Raw genomic sequence first — 18,620 nt, 5'->3', positions numbered from 1 at the left:
GCGAAAAAAAAGCCCTCCCGGTTGCGTAGGGAAGGCTCTGCACACGTCACCCGTGTCTCAACGCTGTCCATTCCCCGTCCCGGTCCTGCAATCGGATCCAAGCGGTGGAACCCTGTTAGCATGTCCACGGCACCCTGTCAAGCATCGGTTCCGCGCCGGCTCTTATTCTCTTGTCATCGGAGCCCCGATTTCTTATAGTGTGCCCATGAGCAAGCCTGACGGCAGGATGTTCGTGCAGCTGATGGTCTTCGATCTCGACGGCACGCTGGCAGACACGGGAGCCGACCTGGCCGGCTCCGTCAACCGCACCCTGCGGTCCATGGGAATCCCCGGTCGCCCGGAGCCGGAGATCCTCCGGTTTGTAGGCGACGGCGTGCGCAAACTCCTCGAGAGGTCCCTCGGAGAGGCTCACCGGGGGCGTCTCGACGAGGCCCTCACACGCTTCAAATCCGACTACGCCGAGCATCTGCTCGACCGGACCGTCCTCTATCCCGGCGTGCTGGATCTCCTGCGCCGGTTCTCCGACAAGGCGAAGGTGATCATCACGAACAAGAACACGGACTTCTCGCTCGCCCTGTGCAGGGGCCTGGGCATCGAATCGTGTTTCCGTGAGATCATCGGCGGGGACTCGGCGGCGTTCATGAAACCGGACCCGCGGGTCCTGCTGCCACTGCTGGACCGCTACGGGTCGAAGCCCGAGGAGACCCTCGTCGTCGGCGACGGGGTGAACGACATCCTGCTGGCCCGCAACGCAGGGGTTCGCAGCTGTGCAATCCTGAACGGGATCGGCAGCCGGGAGGAGCTGATCGGGCTGAAGCCGGATTTCGCCATCGAAAGGATCACCGACCTTGAGCGGATCGCCTGCTGACCGGAGCGCCGACGTGCTGACGAAGGTTCGAAGGACCGTGGAGACGCACCGGATGCTCCGGCCGGGAGACCACGTGCTGGCCGCGGTGTCCGGGGGCGCGGACTCCGTCGCTCTGCTCGCCGTACTCCAGCGTCTCGGCCCGGTCTTCGGGGTCTCCCTCACGGCAGCACACTTCAACCACGGAATGCGGGCGGCGGAGTCGGATCGTGATGAGGCCTTCGTCCGCAGCCTCTGCCGTGCGCGAGGTATCCCCCTGCTGACCGGTTCGATCGGGATGACCCGGCGAAGCGCGGGCCTCTCGCCGGAGGACTTCCTGCGGCGCAGGCGATACGCCTTCCTCGAGTCGGCGGCCCGGCAGGCGGGCGCGGACCGCATCGCGCTGGGACACCACAGGGGAGACCAGGCTGAGACGGTGCTCATGCACCTCATCCGGGGCTCCGGCCTGAGCGGGCTCGCGGGCATTGCGCCCGTGCGGGACGGCGGACGCTTCATCCGCCCGCTCATCGACTGCTCGCCCGCGGAGATCGCCCGATATTGCCAAAAGGAGGGCCTGTCCTTCGTCACGGACAGCTCCAACGCCGACGAGCGTTATCTGAGGAACCGCATCCGAAGAGTCCTGCTTCCCGAGCTGGCGAGGCGCTTCAACCCGGCGATTCTCGACGCCCTGTGCAGGCTGGCCGACGTGGTCAGGCAGGAGGACGATTACATGAAGGACCGGGCCCTGCGGGCCCTCGGGTCCTGGCCGGGGGATCCGGCCGGGACGAAGATCCCCCTGCGGGGACTTGCAAGGCTCCATCCCGCGCTCAGGCGCAGGGTCGTCCTGGAGATCCTGCGCCGCCTGGCAGGGCCGGATCGTGCCGTGGGCCTCGACCACGTGCAGTCCGTGCTGGAGCTGGCCGAAGGCCCGAACCGCGGCGGCACGCTGCACATGCCGGGCAACGTCCTGGTCCGCAGGATCGGCGGCACTCTCGAATGCAGCCGTGCCGGGCCTTCCGGGCTCCGCGGGCGGGGCCCGGGAACGCCGCAGAGTGCCGGTGATCTGTTCTGCGCCGAGGTTCCCGTCCCGGGCATCGTCCGGATCGAGAGCCAGGGGCTGCGCATGCGCTTCCGGGTGCTGCGGCGGCCGCCCTGCGTGCCGACGGCGACGGCGCGGAAGGCATACCTAGATCTCGACCGGATCAGCGGGCCGCTGGTCGTGCGCAGCCCCAGGCCCGGCGACCGGATCCAGCCGCTGGGCATGCGGGGAAGCCGGAAACTCAGCAGGCTGTTCATCGACCTGAAGGTGCCGAGGGCCGATCGGAACAAGACCCCCGTGCTGGCCGACGACTGCTCCGTCCTGTGGGTGCCGGGCATCCGGCTCTCCGAGAGGGCCCGCGTCGCCGAAGGGACGAGACATGTCCTGAAGGCAGAAATCATTTGAAATTTTCAACCTCTTGGGTTAATCATACAAAATTCAAGTCAGGGGCTCCGCCACCGAAGGCCGCGAGGCGGCCCCGATCACGGAGGACAGCGAGGATTGAATCCTTTACAGAAGAATATCGCACTGTGGCTGATCATCAGCCTCATCTTCGTGCTGCTCTACAACCTCTTCAACCAGCCGAAGAACGCTCAGGACAGCATCATTTTCAGCGACTTCATCGCCGCCGTCGAAAAGGGGCAGGTCGTCGAGGTCAGCATCCAGGGGGAGAGCATCTCGGGGAAGTTCGTCAACGGCAAGAGCTTCAAGACCTACGCCCCCAAGGAAGCGGGGCTTGTGCCCCTGCTCAAGGAGAAGGGCGTGCGGATCGCCGCCAAGCCCGTCGAGGACTCACCCTGGTACATGACGGTGCTGATTTCCTGGTTCCCGACGATCCTGCTGATCGCCATCTGGGTCTTCTTCATGCGCCAGATGCAGTCCGGGGGCGGGAAGGCCATGTCCTTCGGCAAAAGCCGTGCCCGGCTCATGACGGACCGGTCCAAGAAGGTGACCTTCAACGACGTCGCAGGGATCGACGAGGCCAAGGGTGAGCTGCAGGAGATCATCGACTTCCTGCGGGACCCGAAGAAGTTCACCCGGCTCGGCGGACGGATCCCCAAGGGCGTCCTGCTCGTCGGCCCCCCGGGCACGGGGAAGACCCTTCTGGCGAGGGCGATCGCGGGCGAGGCCGACGTGCCGTTCTTCACGATCAGCGGCTCGGACTTCGTCGAGATGTTCGTCGGGGTGGGGGCCTCCCGCGTCCGTGACCTCTTCATGCAGGGAAAGAAGAACGCCCCCTGCATCATCTTCATCGATGAGATCGATGCCGTCGGTCGTCACCGGGGCGCGGGTCTCGGCGGAGGGCACGACGAACGCGAGCAGACCCTGAACGCCCTGCTCGTCGAGATGGACGGGTTCGAGTCCAACGAGGGGGTCATCCTCGTGTCCGCCACGAACCGTCCCGACGTCCTCGACCCGGCCCTGCTGAGGCCTGGACGATTCGACCGCCAGGTCGTCGTGCCGCTGCCCGACGTGAAGGGCAGGGAGAAGATCCTCGAGGTGCACATGCGCAAGACGATCGTTGCCGAGGATGTCCAGACCGCCGTCATCGCGAGGGGGACCCCGGGCTTTTCCGGCGCCGACATCGAAAACCTCGTCAACGAGGCGGCCCTCCACGCGGCGCGCAACGGCAAGGAGAAGGTCTCCATGGCGGACTTCGAGTACGCGAAGGACAAGGTCCTGATGGGGGCCGAGCGCAAGAGCATGGTTATCAGCGAAAAGGAGAAGAGGATCACGGCCTATCACGAGGCGGGGCACGCCCTGGTGGCCAAGATGCTGCCCGGGACCGACCCGATCCACAAGATCACGATCATCCCGCGAGGCCGGGCGCTGGGCCTCACGCAGCAGCTTCCCATGGACGAGAAGCATACCTACCCGAGGCGCTACCTGCTCAACAGCATCGCCATCCTGCTGGGAGGCCGTGCGGCCGAGGAGCTCGTCCTGGACGACTTCACCACCGGTGCCGGCAATGACATCGAGAGGGCCACCGACCTGGCGAGGCACATGGTCTGCGACTGGGGCATGAGCCCCATGGGCCCCATGAGCTTCGGAAAGAAGGAGGAGCAGATCTTCCTGGGCCGCGAACTGGCCATGCACAAGGACTACAGCGAGGAGACGGCGAGGAAGATCGACGCGGAGATCGCGCGGATCGTGACCGAGGGATACGAGACCGCAAAAAAAGCCCTGTCCGAGAACCTGCAGATCCTGCACACCCTGGCCGACGAACTGATCAAGAGGGAGGTGCTCAACGCCGAAGACCTCGATGCCATCATCAGCGGCCGCAGCCTCCCGGAGCAGGAGCCTGCAGCCGTCCCGCAGCCCGCCCGCTGAGCGGGCGGAGCCGGGCCGCATGACCCGCCCGCGCGTGTTTCATCGAGAGGTCGCCAACACCGGGTGCGTTTCTTCGGAGACGCACTTTTTTCATAAGGGGATGCCCGTGAAGAACCGGATCCGCCTCCTGCACCCTCCGACCGCATCGGAGTCCGAGGACCTCCTGAGGGACATCGGCGTCGAGCCCTACGGAATCTCGTCCATGGCCCCCAAGATGCGCCACTGCAACGTGCTCATCGAAGGCCTTACGCCGAAGGTGGCCAACATCATCAAGCAGGAGATGCTCTCTCTGGGAGGAGACGCGGCCGTTTCCCGGGGCTCCGTCGACTGCAGCGTGCGGAGGACGGACGTGCTCATCATGGGCACCGTCAAGCAGCTGCTCCGGTTCGCCGACAAGCTTGCCCTCCAGCCCTTCGGGCTGAAGGACGTCTCGTCGGATATCCGGGAGCTGCTCGCCAACGCCGGGCGGCGGGAGTATGTGCTCAAGACGCCCCGGCGCGAGATCAGGCTGACCGGCCGGACCCTCATCATGGGGGTGATCAACATGACGCCGGACTCCTTTTCCGACGGCGGTGCGATCGCCGACGCGCAGCAGGGTTTGCGGCAGGCCGTCCGGCTGATCGAAGAGGGGGCGGACATCCTCGACATCGGGGGCGAGTCCTCGAGGCCGGGCGCCAGGCCGGTGCCCCTCAAGGAGGAACTCCGCCGGGTCATCCCCCTCATCGGGCTGATCACCCGGGAAACGGGCGTGCCCGTCTCCATCGACACGGCCAAGGCCGAGGTCGCCCGTCAGGCCGTCGAGGCCGGGGCCGAGATCGTCAACGACATCACGGCGCTCCGGGGGGACCGGCAGATGGCCCGTGTGGTCGCCGCGGCGGGAGTCCCGGTCGTTCTCATGCACATGCGGGGGACGCCCCGGACGATGCAGAAAGGGGACCTTCGATACCGCTCCCTGCTCGGCGAGATCATCCGTTTCCTCGACGAACGGATCGGAAAAGCCGTGTCGGCGGGCGTCTCCCGGGACCGGATCGTCGTCGACCCCGGGATCGGGTTCGGCAAGAGCGTTGAGGACAACCTCCGCCTGATCCGCCACCTCGGCGAGTTCAAGGCCCTGGGATGCCCTGTCTGTGTCGGCGTCTCCCGCAAGCACTTCACGGGCAAGATCACCGGGGTGGAGAAACCGAGCGAGCGCATCGAGGGAACCGCCGCCGCCGTGACGGCCTCCATTCTGAACGGGGCGGACATCGTCCGGGTCCACGACGTGGGCATCATGAAGAGGGTGGCGGCCATGGCGGACGCCGTCAGGGGGGAACGATGATCGATGCCGTCGGGGTGGACATCGCCGATGCGGAGCGCATCCGGAAGGCCCTCGCACGCTGGGGGGAGAAGTTTGTCGAGCGGACCTTCTCCGCGCGGGAGGCCCGGTACTGCAGGCGCCACCGGGACCCAGCGCCTCGATTCGCGGCGCGTTTCGCGGCCAAGGAGGCCTTCATCAAGTGCATGGGGTCGTCCCGCGGCCTGCCGTGGAACGAGATCGAGCTGCTCAACGACCGCTCCGGGAAGCCGCGTCTGGAGTTTTCGGAGAGGATCCGCCGGCAGCTTGACGCCAGAGGGGTGCAGAGGGTTCATGTCAGCGTCTCACACACCGGACCTTATGCCGTGGCGTTCGTCGTGTTCGAAACCTGATGCCTCCGGCGAGCCTCCAGAGAGGAATTGATTTTGAGACTGATTTCTGATAGTCGGGAGCGGACCGTCGAGATCGGCCGCCGGATCGGGAGCTTTCTGGGCCGGGGTGACATCGTGGCGCTCATCGGGGAGCTCGGCTCCGGAAAGACCACCCTCACCCAGGGAATCGCGCGGGGGCTCGACGTGGCGGAAAACGTGCCCGTCGTGAGCCCCACGTTCACCCTGGTCAACGAGTACCCGGGGAGGCTGCCGCTCGTCCATCTCGATGCCTACAGGCTCTCGGGTCCCGCGGACCTGGAGGACATGGGCTACGAGGAGTACTTCTTCGGCGGGGGGGTCGTCGTCATCGAGTGGGCGGAGAAAATTCTCGACCTGCTGCCGGACGCGGCGATCGTCTTGCGCATGGCCTACATCGACGAGAACACCCGGGAGCTCATCATCGAAGGCCCACCGGGGACATTGCAAGAGCTGGAGGACCATCTGAAATCCGGAGGAATCGCATGGCGCTGATCGTACAGAAATACGGCGGGACGTCCGTGGCCAACCTGGAAAAGATCCGGAACGTGGCCGAGCGGGTCATCCGCGCCAAGGAGGGGGGAAACAACCTCGTCGTCGTCCTTTCCGCCATGGCGGGCGAAACAGACCGCCTCATCGGCCTGGCGAACCAGGCCTCGGACAATAGGCCCGACGACCGGGAATACGACGCCCTGATCGCGACGGGCGAACAGGTCACGGTGACGCTGCTCGCGCTCACCCTCAACCGCATGGGGCACAAGGCCCGGTCCTTCCTGGCGCACCAGGTCAAGATCCACACCGACAGGGCCCACACGAAGGCCCGCATCATCAAGGTCGACACCCGCGAGATCGAGAAGGAGCTGAAGAAGGGCCACGTGGTGGTCGTGGCCGGGTTCCAGGGGGTCGACTCGGAGAACCACATCACGACCCTGGGGCGCGGGGGCTCCGACACGAGCGCCGTGGCGCTGGCGGCCGCCCTGAAGGCGGACGTCTGCGAGATCTACACGGACGTCGACGGGGTCTACACGACGGACCCCAACCTGTGCCGGGCGGCCCGAAAACTCGACAAGGTGTCCTATGACGAAATGCTCGAGATGGCGAGCGCCGGGGCCAAGGTGCTGCACCCCCGGTCGGTCGAACTGGCAAAGAAATACGATGTGCCCGTGTACGTGAAGTCGTCTTTCACGGACGATGCGGGGACTCTGGTCACCAAGGAGGATGAGGAAATGGAATCAGTCGTTGTGTCGGGAGTCACCTATGACAGGGATCAGGCCAAGGTCACCGTCGTCCACGTCCCGGACCGTCCCGGGATTGCAGCCCGACTCTTCACGACGTTGTCGGATCGCAACATCCCCGTCGACATGATTATCCAGAACGCCAGCATCGACGGCTTCACCGACCTCTCCTTCACCGTGTCAAAGAAGGACATGAAGGAAGTCGAGAGGCTCATCGGTCCCGTGGCCCAGGAGATCGGGGCCCAGGGTGTCCAGTACGACCAGAACATCTCCAAGGTGTCCATCGTCGGGGTCGGCATGCGAAGCCACGCCGGGGTGGCCTCCCGGATGTTCGCGGCCCTTGCCAAGGAGGGGATCAACATTCTCATGATCAGCACGTCGGAAATCAAGATCTCCTGCGTGATCGAGTCGAAGTACACGGAACTGGCCGTGATGGTCCTCCACGAGACCTTCGGGCTCGACCGCAAGTAGACTGCCCCTTTACGCCCGCCCCCGGGCGCGGCGCGGCCCCCGGTTGCGGTTCCGGGGCTTTTTCAAGGGTTGCCGGGCATGCAGATCGGCAGGGACCACGCTCTCGGCAGCATCGTGCTGTTGGCCCTCGCGGCGCTCACGGCGGCGTGCCTCAGGGCCGGGATCACCCCGTTCGGGTCACCCCCCACGGCAATCCCGCACGCCGCTTGCGGACCCGGAACCGTCGCGGTGGAAGTCGCGGGTGACGCAGGCCGAAACGGGGTCTATTTCGTCCCGAGGGGAACCAGCCTGCAGGGCCTGCTCGATCTTGCCGAAATCGGGCGAATGGGCAAGAAGGTGTCCGCGGGCCCTCACGGGCCTCTGAAGGGCGCTGTCACCGTGGTCGTCCTCGGGGAGGCGCCGTCCATCGAGGTCAGGCCCATGGCGGCCGCGAAACGCCTCGCCCTGGGCATCCCCATCGACATCAACCGCTCGAGCCGAGAGGAACTCATTCTCGTTCCCGGGATCGGGGAAGCGACGGCCGAGCGGATCCTCGATCAGCGACGGCTTGCCGGGATGTTCCGGAGGCTCGACGATCTGCTGCAGGTCAGGGGGATCAAGGAAAGACGCCTCGAGAGACTCAAGCCCTATCTCTGCGTCGGGTGCTAAACCCTAATCACCGATTCGTAACCGTCCCATTTCCGTTCCTTTCCCTGTTTTTTTGGTCCGCGGTGAGTTTTGCCTTGACGAATCCGGGCGGCTCGCCTATAGTGCCTGCGCCTGAATACTCAGTTTTCAAGCGAACTTACGGCAGCAGCGGCTGCCGTTTCATTGAAACCTGCAAGGGGATGCCACCATGCCGAAACGAAGCGACATCAAGAAGGTCATGATCATCGGTTCTGGGCCTATCGTCATCGGACAGGCCTGCGAATTCGACTACTCCGGCACGCAGGCCTGCAAGGCCTTGCGAAAGCTCGGTTACGAAATCGTGCTCGTGAACTCGAACCCGGCCACGATCATGACGGACCCCGGCATGGCCGACATCACCTACATCGAGCCGCTCAATTTCCAGAGCATGGTCGAGATCATCGAGAATGAGCGCCCCGACGCGATCCTGCCGAATCTCGGCGGGCAGACGGGCCTCAACCTGACCTCGGAGCTCCACAAAAAGGGGATCCTCGAGAAATACGGCGTGAAGGTCATCGGCGTTCAGGTCGACGCCATCGAGCGCGGCGAGGACCGCATGGCCTTCAAGGAGACGATGAACAGGCTCGGCATCGAGATGCCGAAAAGCGAAATCGCCTACAGTGTCGAGGAGGCGGAGGCCATCGCCAACAAGCTGGGCTACCCCGTGGTGATCCGGCCGGCCTACACCATGGGCGGCACGGGCGGCGGACACGTCTACAACCCCGAGGAACTCCGCGTCATCGCGGCCCGGGGGCTGGCCGCGAGCCTGGTGGGCCAGATCCTCGTCGAGGAGTCCGTCCTGGGCTGGGAGGAACTGGAGCTGGAGGTGGTCCGCGACGCGAAGAACCAGATGATCACCGTCTGCTTCATCGAAAACGTCGACGCCATGGGGGTCCACACGGGCGACTCGTACTGCACGGCGCCCATGCTCACGATCAGCGAGGAGCTGCAGAAAAGACTCCAGAAGTACTCCTACGACATCGTCGAGGCCATCCAGGTCATCGGAGGCACGAACGTCCAGTTCGCGCACGACCCGAAGACGGACCGCGTTGTCGTCATCGAGATCAACCCGCGGACGTCGCGATCGTCGGCCCTGGCCTCAAAGGCGACGGGCTTCCCCATCGCCCTGATCTCCGCCATGCTGGCAGGGGGGCTCACCCTGGACGAGATCCCGTACTGGAGGGAAGGGACCCTCGAGAAATACACCCCCTGGGGGGACTACGTGGTCGTGAAGTTCGCCCGCTGGGATTTCGAGAAGTTCCCGGGGGCCGAGGACAAGCTCGGCACGCAGATGCGCGCCGTGGGCGAGGTGATGAGCATCGGGAAGACCTACAAGGAGGCCTTCCAGAAGGCGATCCGATCCCTCGAGAAAGGCCGCTACGGCCTCGGCTTTGCGAAGGACTACAACAAGAAGACCCTCGAGGAGCTGATGGACCTTCTCGTCGAGCCCTCCAGCGACCGGCAGTTCATCATGTACGAGGCCCTCCGGAAAGGGGCCTCCGTTCACGATCTCTTTCGCAAGACACACATCAAGCACTGGTTCATCGAGCAGATGAAGGAACTGGTGGAACTCGAGGAAAAAATTCTTAAAACGAAGGGTAAGGACCTGCCGGACAGCCTGCTCGTCCAGGCCAAGAAGGACGGGTTTTCCGACCGCTACCTGTCCCAGATCCTGGGCATCCCGGAGGAGACGATCCGCAACAGGCGGACCGCCCTAGGGGTGGTCGAGTGCTGGGACGCCGTGCCCGTCTCGGGCGTCGAGAACGCGGCCTACTACTACTCCACGTACAACGCGCCGGACAAGGTCGGCACGTCGTCCAACCGCAAGGTGATGGTCCTCGGCGGCGGCCCTAACCGCATCGGGCAGGGGATTGAGTTCGACTACTGCTGCGTCCATGCCGCCTTCGCCCTGCGGGACGAGGGCGTCGAGTCCATCATGGTCAACTGCAACCCCGAGACGGTCTCCACGGACTACGACACCTCCAACAAGCTTTACTTCGAGCCGCTGACGGTCGAGGACGTCCTGGCGATCTACGAGAAGGAAAAGCCCGAAGGGGTCATCGTCCAGTTCGGAGGCCAGACGCCCCTCAACATCGCGGGAGAGCTGGCAAAGGCAGGGGTCAAGGTCCTGGGGACGTCGGTCGACACGATCGACCTGGCCGAGGACAGGGACCGCTTCCGGCAGATGATGGAACGGCTCGAGATTCCCATGCCGGCCTCCGGCATGGCCACCGATATCGACGAGGCCCTCGCCATCGCGAAGAAGCTGGGATACCCGCTCATGGTGCGCCCCTCCTATGTCCTGGGGGGCCGCGGCATGGAGGTGGTGCACGACGAGGAGATGCTCAGGCGCTACGTCAAGAACGCCGTGGGCGTGACGCCGGACCGGCCGATCCTGATCGACAAGTTCCTCGACAACGCCATCGAGTGCGAGGCCGACGCCATCTCCGACGGCGAGGACACCTTCGTGCCCGCCGTCATGGAGCACATCGAGCTGGCCGGGGTGCACTCGGGCGATTCGGCCTGCGTCATCCCGCCGATCAGCATCCCGGCCCGCCACATCGACACGATCGTGGAGTACACGAGCAAGATCGCCCGGGAGCTGAAGGTCGTGGGCCTCATGAACATGCAGTACGCCATCGCCAACGACGTCGTCTACGTGCTGGAGGCCAACCCCCGCGCCTCGCGCACGGTACCGCTCGTCTCGAAGGTCTGCAACATTTCCATGGCCCGGATCGCGACACAGCTCATGATGGGCCGGAAGATCAAAGACCTCAACCTCAGGCGTCGGGCGATCCCGCACTTCGGGGTCAAGGAGGCCGTCTTCCCCTTCAAGATGTACCCCGAGGTGGACCCGCTTCTCGGGCCCGAGATGCGCTCCACGGGTGAAGTCCTGGGGCTTGCGGACTCCTTCGGGCTGGCCTTCTACAAGGCCGAGGAGGCGGCGGACCAGGTCCTCCCGGCGGAGGGGACGGTGCTGATCACCGTCGCGGAGCGCGACAAGCACGCCGCCCTGGAGATTGCCCGCGAGTTCCGGAAGCTCGGGTTTCGGATCCGGGCCACGAAGGGAACCCACCGGTTCCTGACCGACAACGGCATCGAGGCCGAGCCGATCCTCAAGATGCACGAGGGCAGGCCCCACATCGTCGACGCCATCAAGAACAAGGAGATCGACCTCATCATCAACACGCCAAGCGGAAAGCTCAGCAAGCACGACGACTCGTACATCCGCAAGTCGGCGATACGGTACAGGGTCCCCTACATCACGACCATCGCCGCCTCGGCGGCGGCCGCGAAGGGGATCGCGGCGTTCCGCAAGGGCCACGGCCGCGCCCGATCCCTGCAGAGTTACCACGGCGATTTGAAGTGATCGGGTGACAGGGCCCGTTCAAAGACCCGTTCTGGAAAGAAATTTGCATTCCCATGAAAGAAGGGACAAAAGAGCGCCCCGGGCCTGAGGCGGAACGGGAAAAAGCCGGTGCCTGGACCCTGGAAGAGGCCTGGGAATCCTGCACGGGGCAGTGCGGAGCGGACCCCTGGTGCCGGGTGTGCATGCAGGAAAAAGAGCGTCTGCACGAGGAAGCGCTCAACCGCCGGCGTCAAGTTGACGATAAGGAAAGCTAGAGACATCTCGAGTCGAGCAGACCGATGAAGATCCACCGTACAGACAACCCCCAGCCCCTTCAGCCGGGCGGCAGGCCGGGCGCCCCGGAGCCCGCCGGGACCCGTTTCCGGGAGGTCCTGCGCGAGGCCGTCGCGCAAGCCCCGGGCCTGTCGAGGCCGGGGACCGTCCCGGGCATCCCGCCGGCAGGAACGGGCATGGGGTATGCCCCCGCCCTGGGCAGGAAGGAACTGCTGAACCATGCCGATGCGCTTCTCGGTCTTCTCGAGTCCCTGCAGAGGGGTCTCTCCGGTCCCGGCCTGCGGCCGGAGGATGCCTATGCCTCCGTCAGGGCCATCGAGGACCGGGTCGACGAGATCGCCCCCGCCGTGGAAAGCCTCCCCGAGGGGGACGCACTGCGCGACTGCATGAACCGTATCGTCGTCACGGCCTCGGTCGAGGCCATCAAGTTCCGCCGCGGCGACTACCTGTAGAAAGCGATAGGCCCCGCCGAAGCGTGATGTCACCGTTCCCCCGGTTGCCGTCAGCGCTTGCCCGTTGCCCGTCCTGCGCCCGTTCCGCGCTGCCACTCGGAGCGGTGACCCAAAGCCCCCCGCGAAACGGATATCGCTTGACAGGCCATGACGATGGTGGTAGAAAATCGACGCTGGATCAAGTGTCGGGGCGTGGCGCAGTCTGGTAGCGTATCTGAATGGGGTTCAGAGGGTCGGAGGTTCAAATCCTCTCGCCCCGACCATGAAAAAGAAGCTCCCGCGGCCCGCGGGGACGGAGGGAGTTGAGAAAACGGATGCCGCGGCATCCCGTTTTCAGTTACGCATGCGGGCGGTCAGTCAGCTGCAACGATTGACCGCCCTATTTGTTACGAGGAGTTGACAATCGCCAAGTGGGCGAATATATATGGAAATCGTTTTTCAGGGATGCGAGAGTGGCGGAACTGGAAGACGCACTGGACTTAGGATCCAGCCCGCACTGCGGATAGGGGTTCGACTCCCCTCTCTCGCACCACTCTACACTGCAAAAGGAGTTCGATCGTGACAAGCGGAACCGGCGCAGCCATCAAAATCGAGGATATCAGCCCCGTCAAGAAGAGGATCTCCTTCGAGATCCCCTGGGAGGAGGTGAAGAAGGCGCTCGACGCCGCCTACCGGACGGTGGGGAGGAAAGCAAGGGTCAAAGGGTTCAGGCCGGGCAAGACGCCCCGCCGCATCCTGGAAACCTATTTCAAGGAAGACGCCGAGGGGGAGGCGATCCAGAACATGGTGAGCCGTTCCTTCGAGGAGGCCGTGCAGTCCGCAGGCATCGTGCCCGTGGCAAGGCCCGAGATTTCGCAGACCGGGATCCAGTCCGAGAGGAGCTTCACCTATAGCGCAACCGTCGAGGTGGAGCCTGCCGTCGAACCCCGGGGATACGACGGCCTCGAGCTGACGCGGGAAGATGCCTCCGTGTCGGAGCAGGACATCAACAACCGGCTCGAGGAGCTTCGGAACCTGTACAGCACCCTGGAGGACGTCGAAGCGGAGCGGCCCGCCCAGATGGGCGATTTTCTCGTCATCGACTTCCAGGGCAGTCTCGGCGGCAGCGCCCGGGAAGAGCTCACCGAAACAGGCTTCCGGATCGAGATCGGTTCGAAGCGCCTGGTGCCCGGTTTCGAAGAAGCCCTGCTGGGCATGAAGAAAGGGGAGTCGAAGACATTCAGCGTCACGTTCCCCGCCGATTATCACATCGGGGAATTCGCCTCGCAGGAAATCACGTTCCACGTGACCGTCCGGGACATCAAGGTAAAGACGCTGCCGGCCCTGGACGATCAATTCGTCAAGAATTTCGAGCAGTACGAGAACATGGAGGCTCTCCGGGCGGATATCCGGAAGTCCCTCGAACAGGAAAAGGGCGCGCGGGCGAAGGCGAATCTGAGAAAGGCGATCATCGACCGGCTGCTCGAACTCAACCCCTTCGAAGTCCCCGAGGCCTACGTCGAGCGGCAGATCTTCAGCATGATGATCGAAACCCAGCGGCGAATGGTCATGAACGGCATGGATCCCGACAATGCCGCCAAGCTGGCAGCGAATTTGCACGACCAGTTCCGGGACGAAGCCGTCCGCCTGGTCCGTTCGGGAATCCTCCTGCAGAAAATCGCCGAAAAGGAATCGATCACGGTCGATGAGACGGAAATCGATCAGCGCATCCGCGAAACGGCAGGCCGCTACGGGCGCGATTCGGAATCGATGAAGGCCGCCTACGAAAAAGAGGGATTGACAGAACGCTTGAGAGATCAAATACTTGAAGAAAAAACCCTTGATTTTATAGAGTCCAGAGCTAATATTAGGGTAAATTAACAGCGAACGAAGAAGGACCAGGACATGCCGTTGATCCCGATCGTCATTGAGCAGGATGGAAGAGGCGAGAGGGCCTTTGATATCTACTCGAGGCTCCTGAAAGACCGGATCGTGTTTCTGGGGGTCGGCATCGATGATGACGTGGCGAACCTCGTGATCGCCCAGCTTCTCTACCTCGAATCGGAGGACCCCGACAAGGAGATTCACTTCTACATCAACTCACCCGGGGGGCTCGTCAGCGCGGGGCTTGCCATCTACGACACCATGCAGTACATCAAGGCACCCGTCTCGACGTACTGCATGGGGCAGGCAGCCAGCATGGCGGCCATCCTGCTGGCCGCCGGGGAAAAGGGGAAGCGCTATGCGCTGCCGCACGCCCGGATCCTGATCCACCAGCCCATGGGGGGCTTCTCCGGGCAGGCGACGGACGTGGAGATCCAGGCCCGGGAGATTCTCCGGCTCAAGCAGGAGCTCAACGAGATCCTCGCCCGGCATACGCAGCAGCCGATCGAGCGGATCGAGCGTGACACCGACCGCGATTACTACATGTCCGGTGAGCAGGCGCAGGAATACGGGCTCATCGACTCGGTGATCCAGAAGCGGCCGACAGCAACCAAGAAATAAAGAGGACGACATGCCGAGAAAACAGCGGGAAAACGAAGGGGGCGAGGGCATCCTGTTCTGCTCCTTCTGCGGAAAGACGCAGAACGAGGTCAAGAAGCTCGTGGCCGGACCTTCCGCCTACATCTGCGACGAGTGCATCGAGCTGTGCCGGGCCATCATCCAGGAGGAGGCGGAGGTCCAGAGCATCGACGAGAACCGCCGCAAGATCCCCGAGCCCAAGGACATCAAGAAATTCCTGGACTCCTACGTCATCGGTCAGGAGCGCCCGAAAAAGATCCTCTCCGTGGCCGTCTACAACCACTACAAGAGACTCTTCACCGAGGCGGACCTGGGCGGCGTGGAGCTCCAGAAGAGCAACATCCTGCTGGTCGGCCCCACGGGCTCCGGCAAGACGCTGCTGGCCCGCACGCTGGCCAAGATGCTCAACGTACCCTTCGCGATCGCCGACGCCACGTCGCTCACCGAGGCGGGATACGTGGGCGAGGACGTGGAGAACATCATCCTGAGCCTCCTCCAGAACGCCGACTACGACGTGGAGAGGGCCTCCAAGGGGATCGTCTACATCGACGAGATCGACAAGATCTCCCGAAAGTCCGGCAGCCCCTCCATCACCCGCGACGTGTCGGGCGAGGGCGTGCAGCAGGCCCTGCTCAAGATCATCGAGGGGACCCTGGCGAACATCCCGCCCAAGGGGGGCCGCAAACACCCACAGCAGGAGTTCATCCAGGTCGACACGACGAACATCCTCTTCATCTGCGGCGGGGCCTTCGTGGGCCTCGAGGACATCATCCAGAGACGCATCGGCGCCAGCTCTGTCGGCTTCGGGGCGGACATCAAGGGCAAGAAGGAACGCAAGCTCGGCGAGCTGCTCGCCGAGGTGCAGCCCGAGGACCTGCTGAAGTACGGCCTGATCCCCGAGTTCATCGGCCGGCTGCCGGTGATCGCCACCCTCGAGGAACTCGACGAGAACGACCTTATGCGGGTCCTCGTGGAGCCGAAGGATTCCATCAGCAAGCAGTACCAGAAGATCCTCGAGCTGGAGAACGTGAAGCTCAAGTTCACCGACGGTGCCTTGCGGGCCGTCGCGAGGCTCGCCGTGAACCGAAAGGCCGGCGCCCGCGGGCTGAGGGCCATCCTCGAGAACACCATGCTCGACATCATGTACGACATCCCGTCGCGAAGCGACGTGAAGGAAGTCATCATCAACGAAGACGTCGTCAAGAAGGGCGAAAAACCGATCCTGCTCTTCGAGTCCAGGACGGAGACGGCGTAATGAGACGGTAGAAACTGAATAGCCATGTTTGATTTCACGAAAAAAGAAGACAAGAAGATCATCGTTCCGCTTCTGCCCCTGCGGGATGTGGTCGTCTTCCCCTACATGATCGTGCCGCTCTTCGTCGGGCGGGAGAAATCCATCAACGCGCTCGAGTCGGCCATGAAGCAGGACAACGAGATCTTCCTCGTGGCCCAGAAGAGCGCGCAGAAAGACGAGCCCACGGAAGAGGACATCTACACCGTGGGCACGCTGGGGGTCATCATCCAGCTGCTGCGTCTGCCCGACGGGACGGTGAAGGCCCTCGTGGAGGGCAAGAAGCGGGCCGTCGTGCGGGACTATATCCGGAACCCGGACCACTTCGTCGTCGCCATCGAGGAAGTGCCCGAAACGGTCGTCGAGAGCTCCGGGACCGTGCAGGCGATCTCCCGCGTCCTCGTGGAGGCATTCCGCAACTACGCGAAGCTCTCGCGCAAGATCCAGCCGGAGCTGGTGGACACCATCGCGGCCATCGACAACCCGGCGAAGCTCGCCGACGTGATCGCCTCGCACCTGGGCGTCAAGCTCGAGAAGAAGCAGGCCCTGCTGGAGATCACCGACGCGGGCGAGAGGCTCGAGAAGCTCTACTCCCTGATCGTCGGCGAGATCGAGATCCTCGAGCTGGAGGAGAAGATCAAGCGCCGGGTCAAGAAGCAGATGGAGAAGACCCAGAAGGACTACTACCTCAACGAGCAGATGCGCGCCATCCAGAAGGAAATGGGCGAGAAGGACGACTTCTCGAGCGAGATCGAAGAGCTCGAGAAGCGCCTGAAGGCGAAGAAGCTCTCCGAGGAGGCCCAGAAGAAGGTCAAGCACGAGATCAAGAAGCTCAAGATGATGTCGCCCATGTCGGCGGAGGCCACGGTCGTGCGCAACTACATCGACTGGCTGCTCGACATGCCCTGGCAGGAGAAGACGGAGAACAAATACACCCTGAAGGAGTCCGAGGCCATCCTCGAAGAGGACCACTACGGGCTCAAGAAGGTGAAGGAACGCATCCTCGAGTACCTTGCCGTGCAGTCCCTTGTGAAGAAGAACAAGGGATCGATCCTGTGCCTCGTGGGCCCCCCCGGCGTCGGCAAGACCTCCATTGCCAAGTCCATCGCCCGGGCGACGAACCGCAAGTTCGTCCGGCTCTCGCTGGGCGGGCTGCGGGACGAGGCAGAGATCCGGGGGCACCGGCGCACGTACATCGGGGCGCTACCCGGCAAGATCATCCAGCTCATCAAGAAGGCGGGTTCCAACAACCCCGTGCTGTGCCTCGACGAGATCGACAAGCTGAGCTCGGACTTCCGGGGTGACCCCAGCTCGGCGCTGCTCGAGGTGCTGGACCCGGAACAGAACAGCGCATTCAACGACAACTACCTGGAGGTGGACTATGACCTCTCCGACGTGATGTTCATCACGACGGCCAACGTTCTGCAGACCATTCCCGGGCCCCTGCAGGACCGCATGGAGGTCATCCGGATCGCCGGGTACACGGAGCCCGAGAAGCTCAACATCGCGAAACGGTTCCTCGTGAAGAAGGAGATCGAGGCCAACGGGCTCACGGACAAGGACATCCTGTTCACCGACGGGGCGATCCTGGAGATCATCCGGCGCTACACCCGCGAGGCGGGCGTCCGGAACCTGGAGCGCGAGATCGCCTCCATCTGCCGCAAGGTGGCGCGCGAGATCGTGACCAACGGCCACAAGAAGCAGATCCGGATCAACGCGAAGTCCATCGAGAAGTACCTCGGGATCCCGAAGTACCGGTTCGGCGAGTCCGAGGGCAAGGAGGCCGTCGGCCTCACCCAGGGCCTGGCCTGGACGGAGGTGGGTGGCGAGCTTCTGAACATCGAGGCCACGATCCTTCCCGGAACGGGGAAGACCATCCTCACGGGCAAGCTCGGCGACGTGATGCAGGAGTCTGCGCAGGCGGCCCTGACGATTGTCCGCTCCAAGGCCGACTCCCTGGGGCTGGACAAGAACTTCTACAAGGAAACGGATATCCACATTCACATCCCCGAGGGGGCCATCCCGAAAGACGGGCCATCGGCGGGCATCGCCATGGTGACGTCCATCGCCTCGGCCTTCACGAAGCGGCCGGTCCGCGGTGATCTGGCCATGACGGGCGAGATCACGCTGCGGGGCAGGGTGCTGCCCATCGGCGGGCTGAAGGAGAAACTCCTCGCGGCCCACCGGGGGGGGATCAAGACGGTCATCATCCCCAAGGAGAACGAGAAGGACCTCGTGGATATCCCGGCGAACGTGCTCAAGGAACTGGAAATCAAACTGGTCGAGCGCATCGACGAGGTGCTTGAGACCGCCTTTGTCCCGATGCCGGGACAGGAAGTCCCCCTCGACCTGAACGAAGAGATTCACCCGATCGAGAAGGCCGCAGAGCAGGAACGGCGCATCCACGCCTGAAGGGATGAACGGCGCGAAAGGGCGGGAAAACAG

At 63.8% G+C, this 18,620-nt stretch carries 14 protein-coding genes and 2 tRNA genes; all 16 read left to right on the top strand.

Annotation, left to right across the window (positions count from 1 at the left end; all coding sequences use genetic code 11):
* Positions 1–205 precede the first annotated feature (205 nt).
* The 16 genes from HPY67_01445 (at position 206) to lon (ending at position 18,587) form a co-directional block, all read left to right on the top strand.
* The gene (locus HPY67_01445) at positions 206–868 is read left to right on the top strand and encodes an HAD-IA family hydrolase (GenBank protein ID NPV03387.1); all 663 of its coding nucleotides are present in this window, start codon (positions 206–208) and stop codon (positions 866–868) included.
* A 13-nt stretch (positions 869–881) separates the two neighbouring features.
* Positions 882–2,288, top strand: a complete 1,407-nt coding sequence (tilS, locus tag HPY67_01440) for a tRNA lysidine(34) synthetase TilS (GenBank protein NPV03386.1) — start codon at positions 882–884, stop codon at positions 2,286–2,288.
* A gap of 96 nt (positions 2,289–2,384) precedes the next feature.
* Positions 2,385–4,214, top strand: coding sequence for an ATP-dependent metallopeptidase FtsH/Yme1/Tma family protein (locus HPY67_01435; GenBank protein ID NPV03385.1), 1,830 nt, complete (start codon positions 2,385–2,387; stop codon positions 4,212–4,214).
* A 100-nt stretch (positions 4,215–4,314) separates the two neighbouring features.
* A complete protein-coding gene (folP, locus tag HPY67_01430) occupies positions 4,315–5,532 on the top strand; it encodes a dihydropteroate synthase (GenBank protein ID NPV03384.1) in 1,218 nt (405 codons plus the stop codon).
* Positions 5,529–5,900 (top strand): holo-ACP synthase, encoded by a 372-nt coding sequence (acpS, locus tag HPY67_01425; GenBank protein NPV03383.1) that lies wholly within the window; start codon positions 5,529–5,531, stop codon positions 5,898–5,900. Before folP ends, acpS begins: the two co-directional genes overlap by 4 nt.
* Positions 5,901–5,927: 27 nt before the next feature.
* Positions 5,928–6,410, top strand: a complete 483-nt coding sequence (gene tsaE, locus HPY67_01420; GenBank protein NPV03382.1) for a tRNA (adenosine(37)-N6)-threonylcarbamoyltransferase complex ATPase subunit type 1 TsaE — start codon at positions 5,928–5,930, stop codon at positions 6,408–6,410.
* Complete coding sequence (locus HPY67_01415) at positions 6,401–7,621, top strand: aspartate kinase (protein NPV03381.1); 1,221 nt, start codon at positions 6,401–6,403, stop codon at positions 7,619–7,621. Before tsaE ends, HPY67_01415 begins: the two co-directional genes overlap by 10 nt.
* Positions 7,622–7,699: 78 nt before the next feature.
* On the top strand, positions 7,700–8,269 hold the full coding sequence (locus HPY67_01410; protein NPV03380.1) for a hypothetical protein: 570 nt from the start codon (positions 7,700–7,702) through the stop codon (positions 8,267–8,269).
* Positions 8,270–8,456: 187 nt separating this feature from the next.
* Positions 8,457–11,657, top strand: coding sequence for a carbamoyl-phosphate synthase large subunit (gene carB, locus HPY67_01405; protein NPV03379.1), 3,201 nt, complete (start codon positions 8,457–8,459; stop codon positions 11,655–11,657).
* Between the two features lie 278 nt (positions 11,658–11,935).
* Entirely contained in the window at positions 11,936–12,382 is a 447-nt protein-coding gene (locus HPY67_01400) for a hypothetical protein (GenBank protein NPV03378.1), read from the top strand.
* 186 nt (positions 12,383–12,568) lie between these two features.
* Positions 12,569–12,645: transfer RNA gene (locus HPY67_01395), tRNA-Pro, on the top strand.
* A 183-nt stretch (positions 12,646–12,828) separates the two neighbouring features.
* A tRNA-Leu gene (locus HPY67_01390) sits at positions 12,829–12,914 on the top strand.
* Between the two features lie 26 nt (positions 12,915–12,940).
* Entirely contained in the window at positions 12,941–14,242 is a 1,302-nt protein-coding gene (gene tig, locus HPY67_01385) for a trigger factor (protein ID NPV03377.1), read from the top strand.
* Between the two features lie 24 nt (positions 14,243–14,266).
* Positions 14,267–14,866: an ATP-dependent Clp endopeptidase proteolytic subunit ClpP gene (gene clpP / locus HPY67_01380; GenBank protein ID NPV03376.1), complete on the top strand. Its 600-nt coding sequence runs from the start codon at positions 14,267–14,269 to the stop codon at positions 14,864–14,866.
* A 10-nt stretch (positions 14,867–14,876) separates the two neighbouring features.
* Entirely contained in the window at positions 14,877–16,139 is a 1,263-nt protein-coding gene (clpX, locus tag HPY67_01375) for an ATP-dependent Clp protease ATP-binding subunit ClpX (GenBank protein NPV03375.1), read from the top strand.
* A gap of 24 nt (positions 16,140–16,163) precedes the next feature.
* Complete coding sequence (gene lon / locus HPY67_01370) at positions 16,164–18,587, top strand: endopeptidase La (GenBank protein ID NPV03374.1); 2,424 nt, start codon at positions 16,164–16,166, stop codon at positions 18,585–18,587.
* Positions 18,588–18,620 lie beyond the last annotated feature (33 nt).

It is taken from the genome of Syntrophaceae bacterium, from assembly GCA_013177795.1.
Taxonomy (GTDB): domain Bacteria; phylum Desulfobacterota; class Syntrophia; order Syntrophales; family UBA2192; genus UBA2192.
This window is presented reverse-complemented; position numbering and strand designations above follow the sequence as displayed.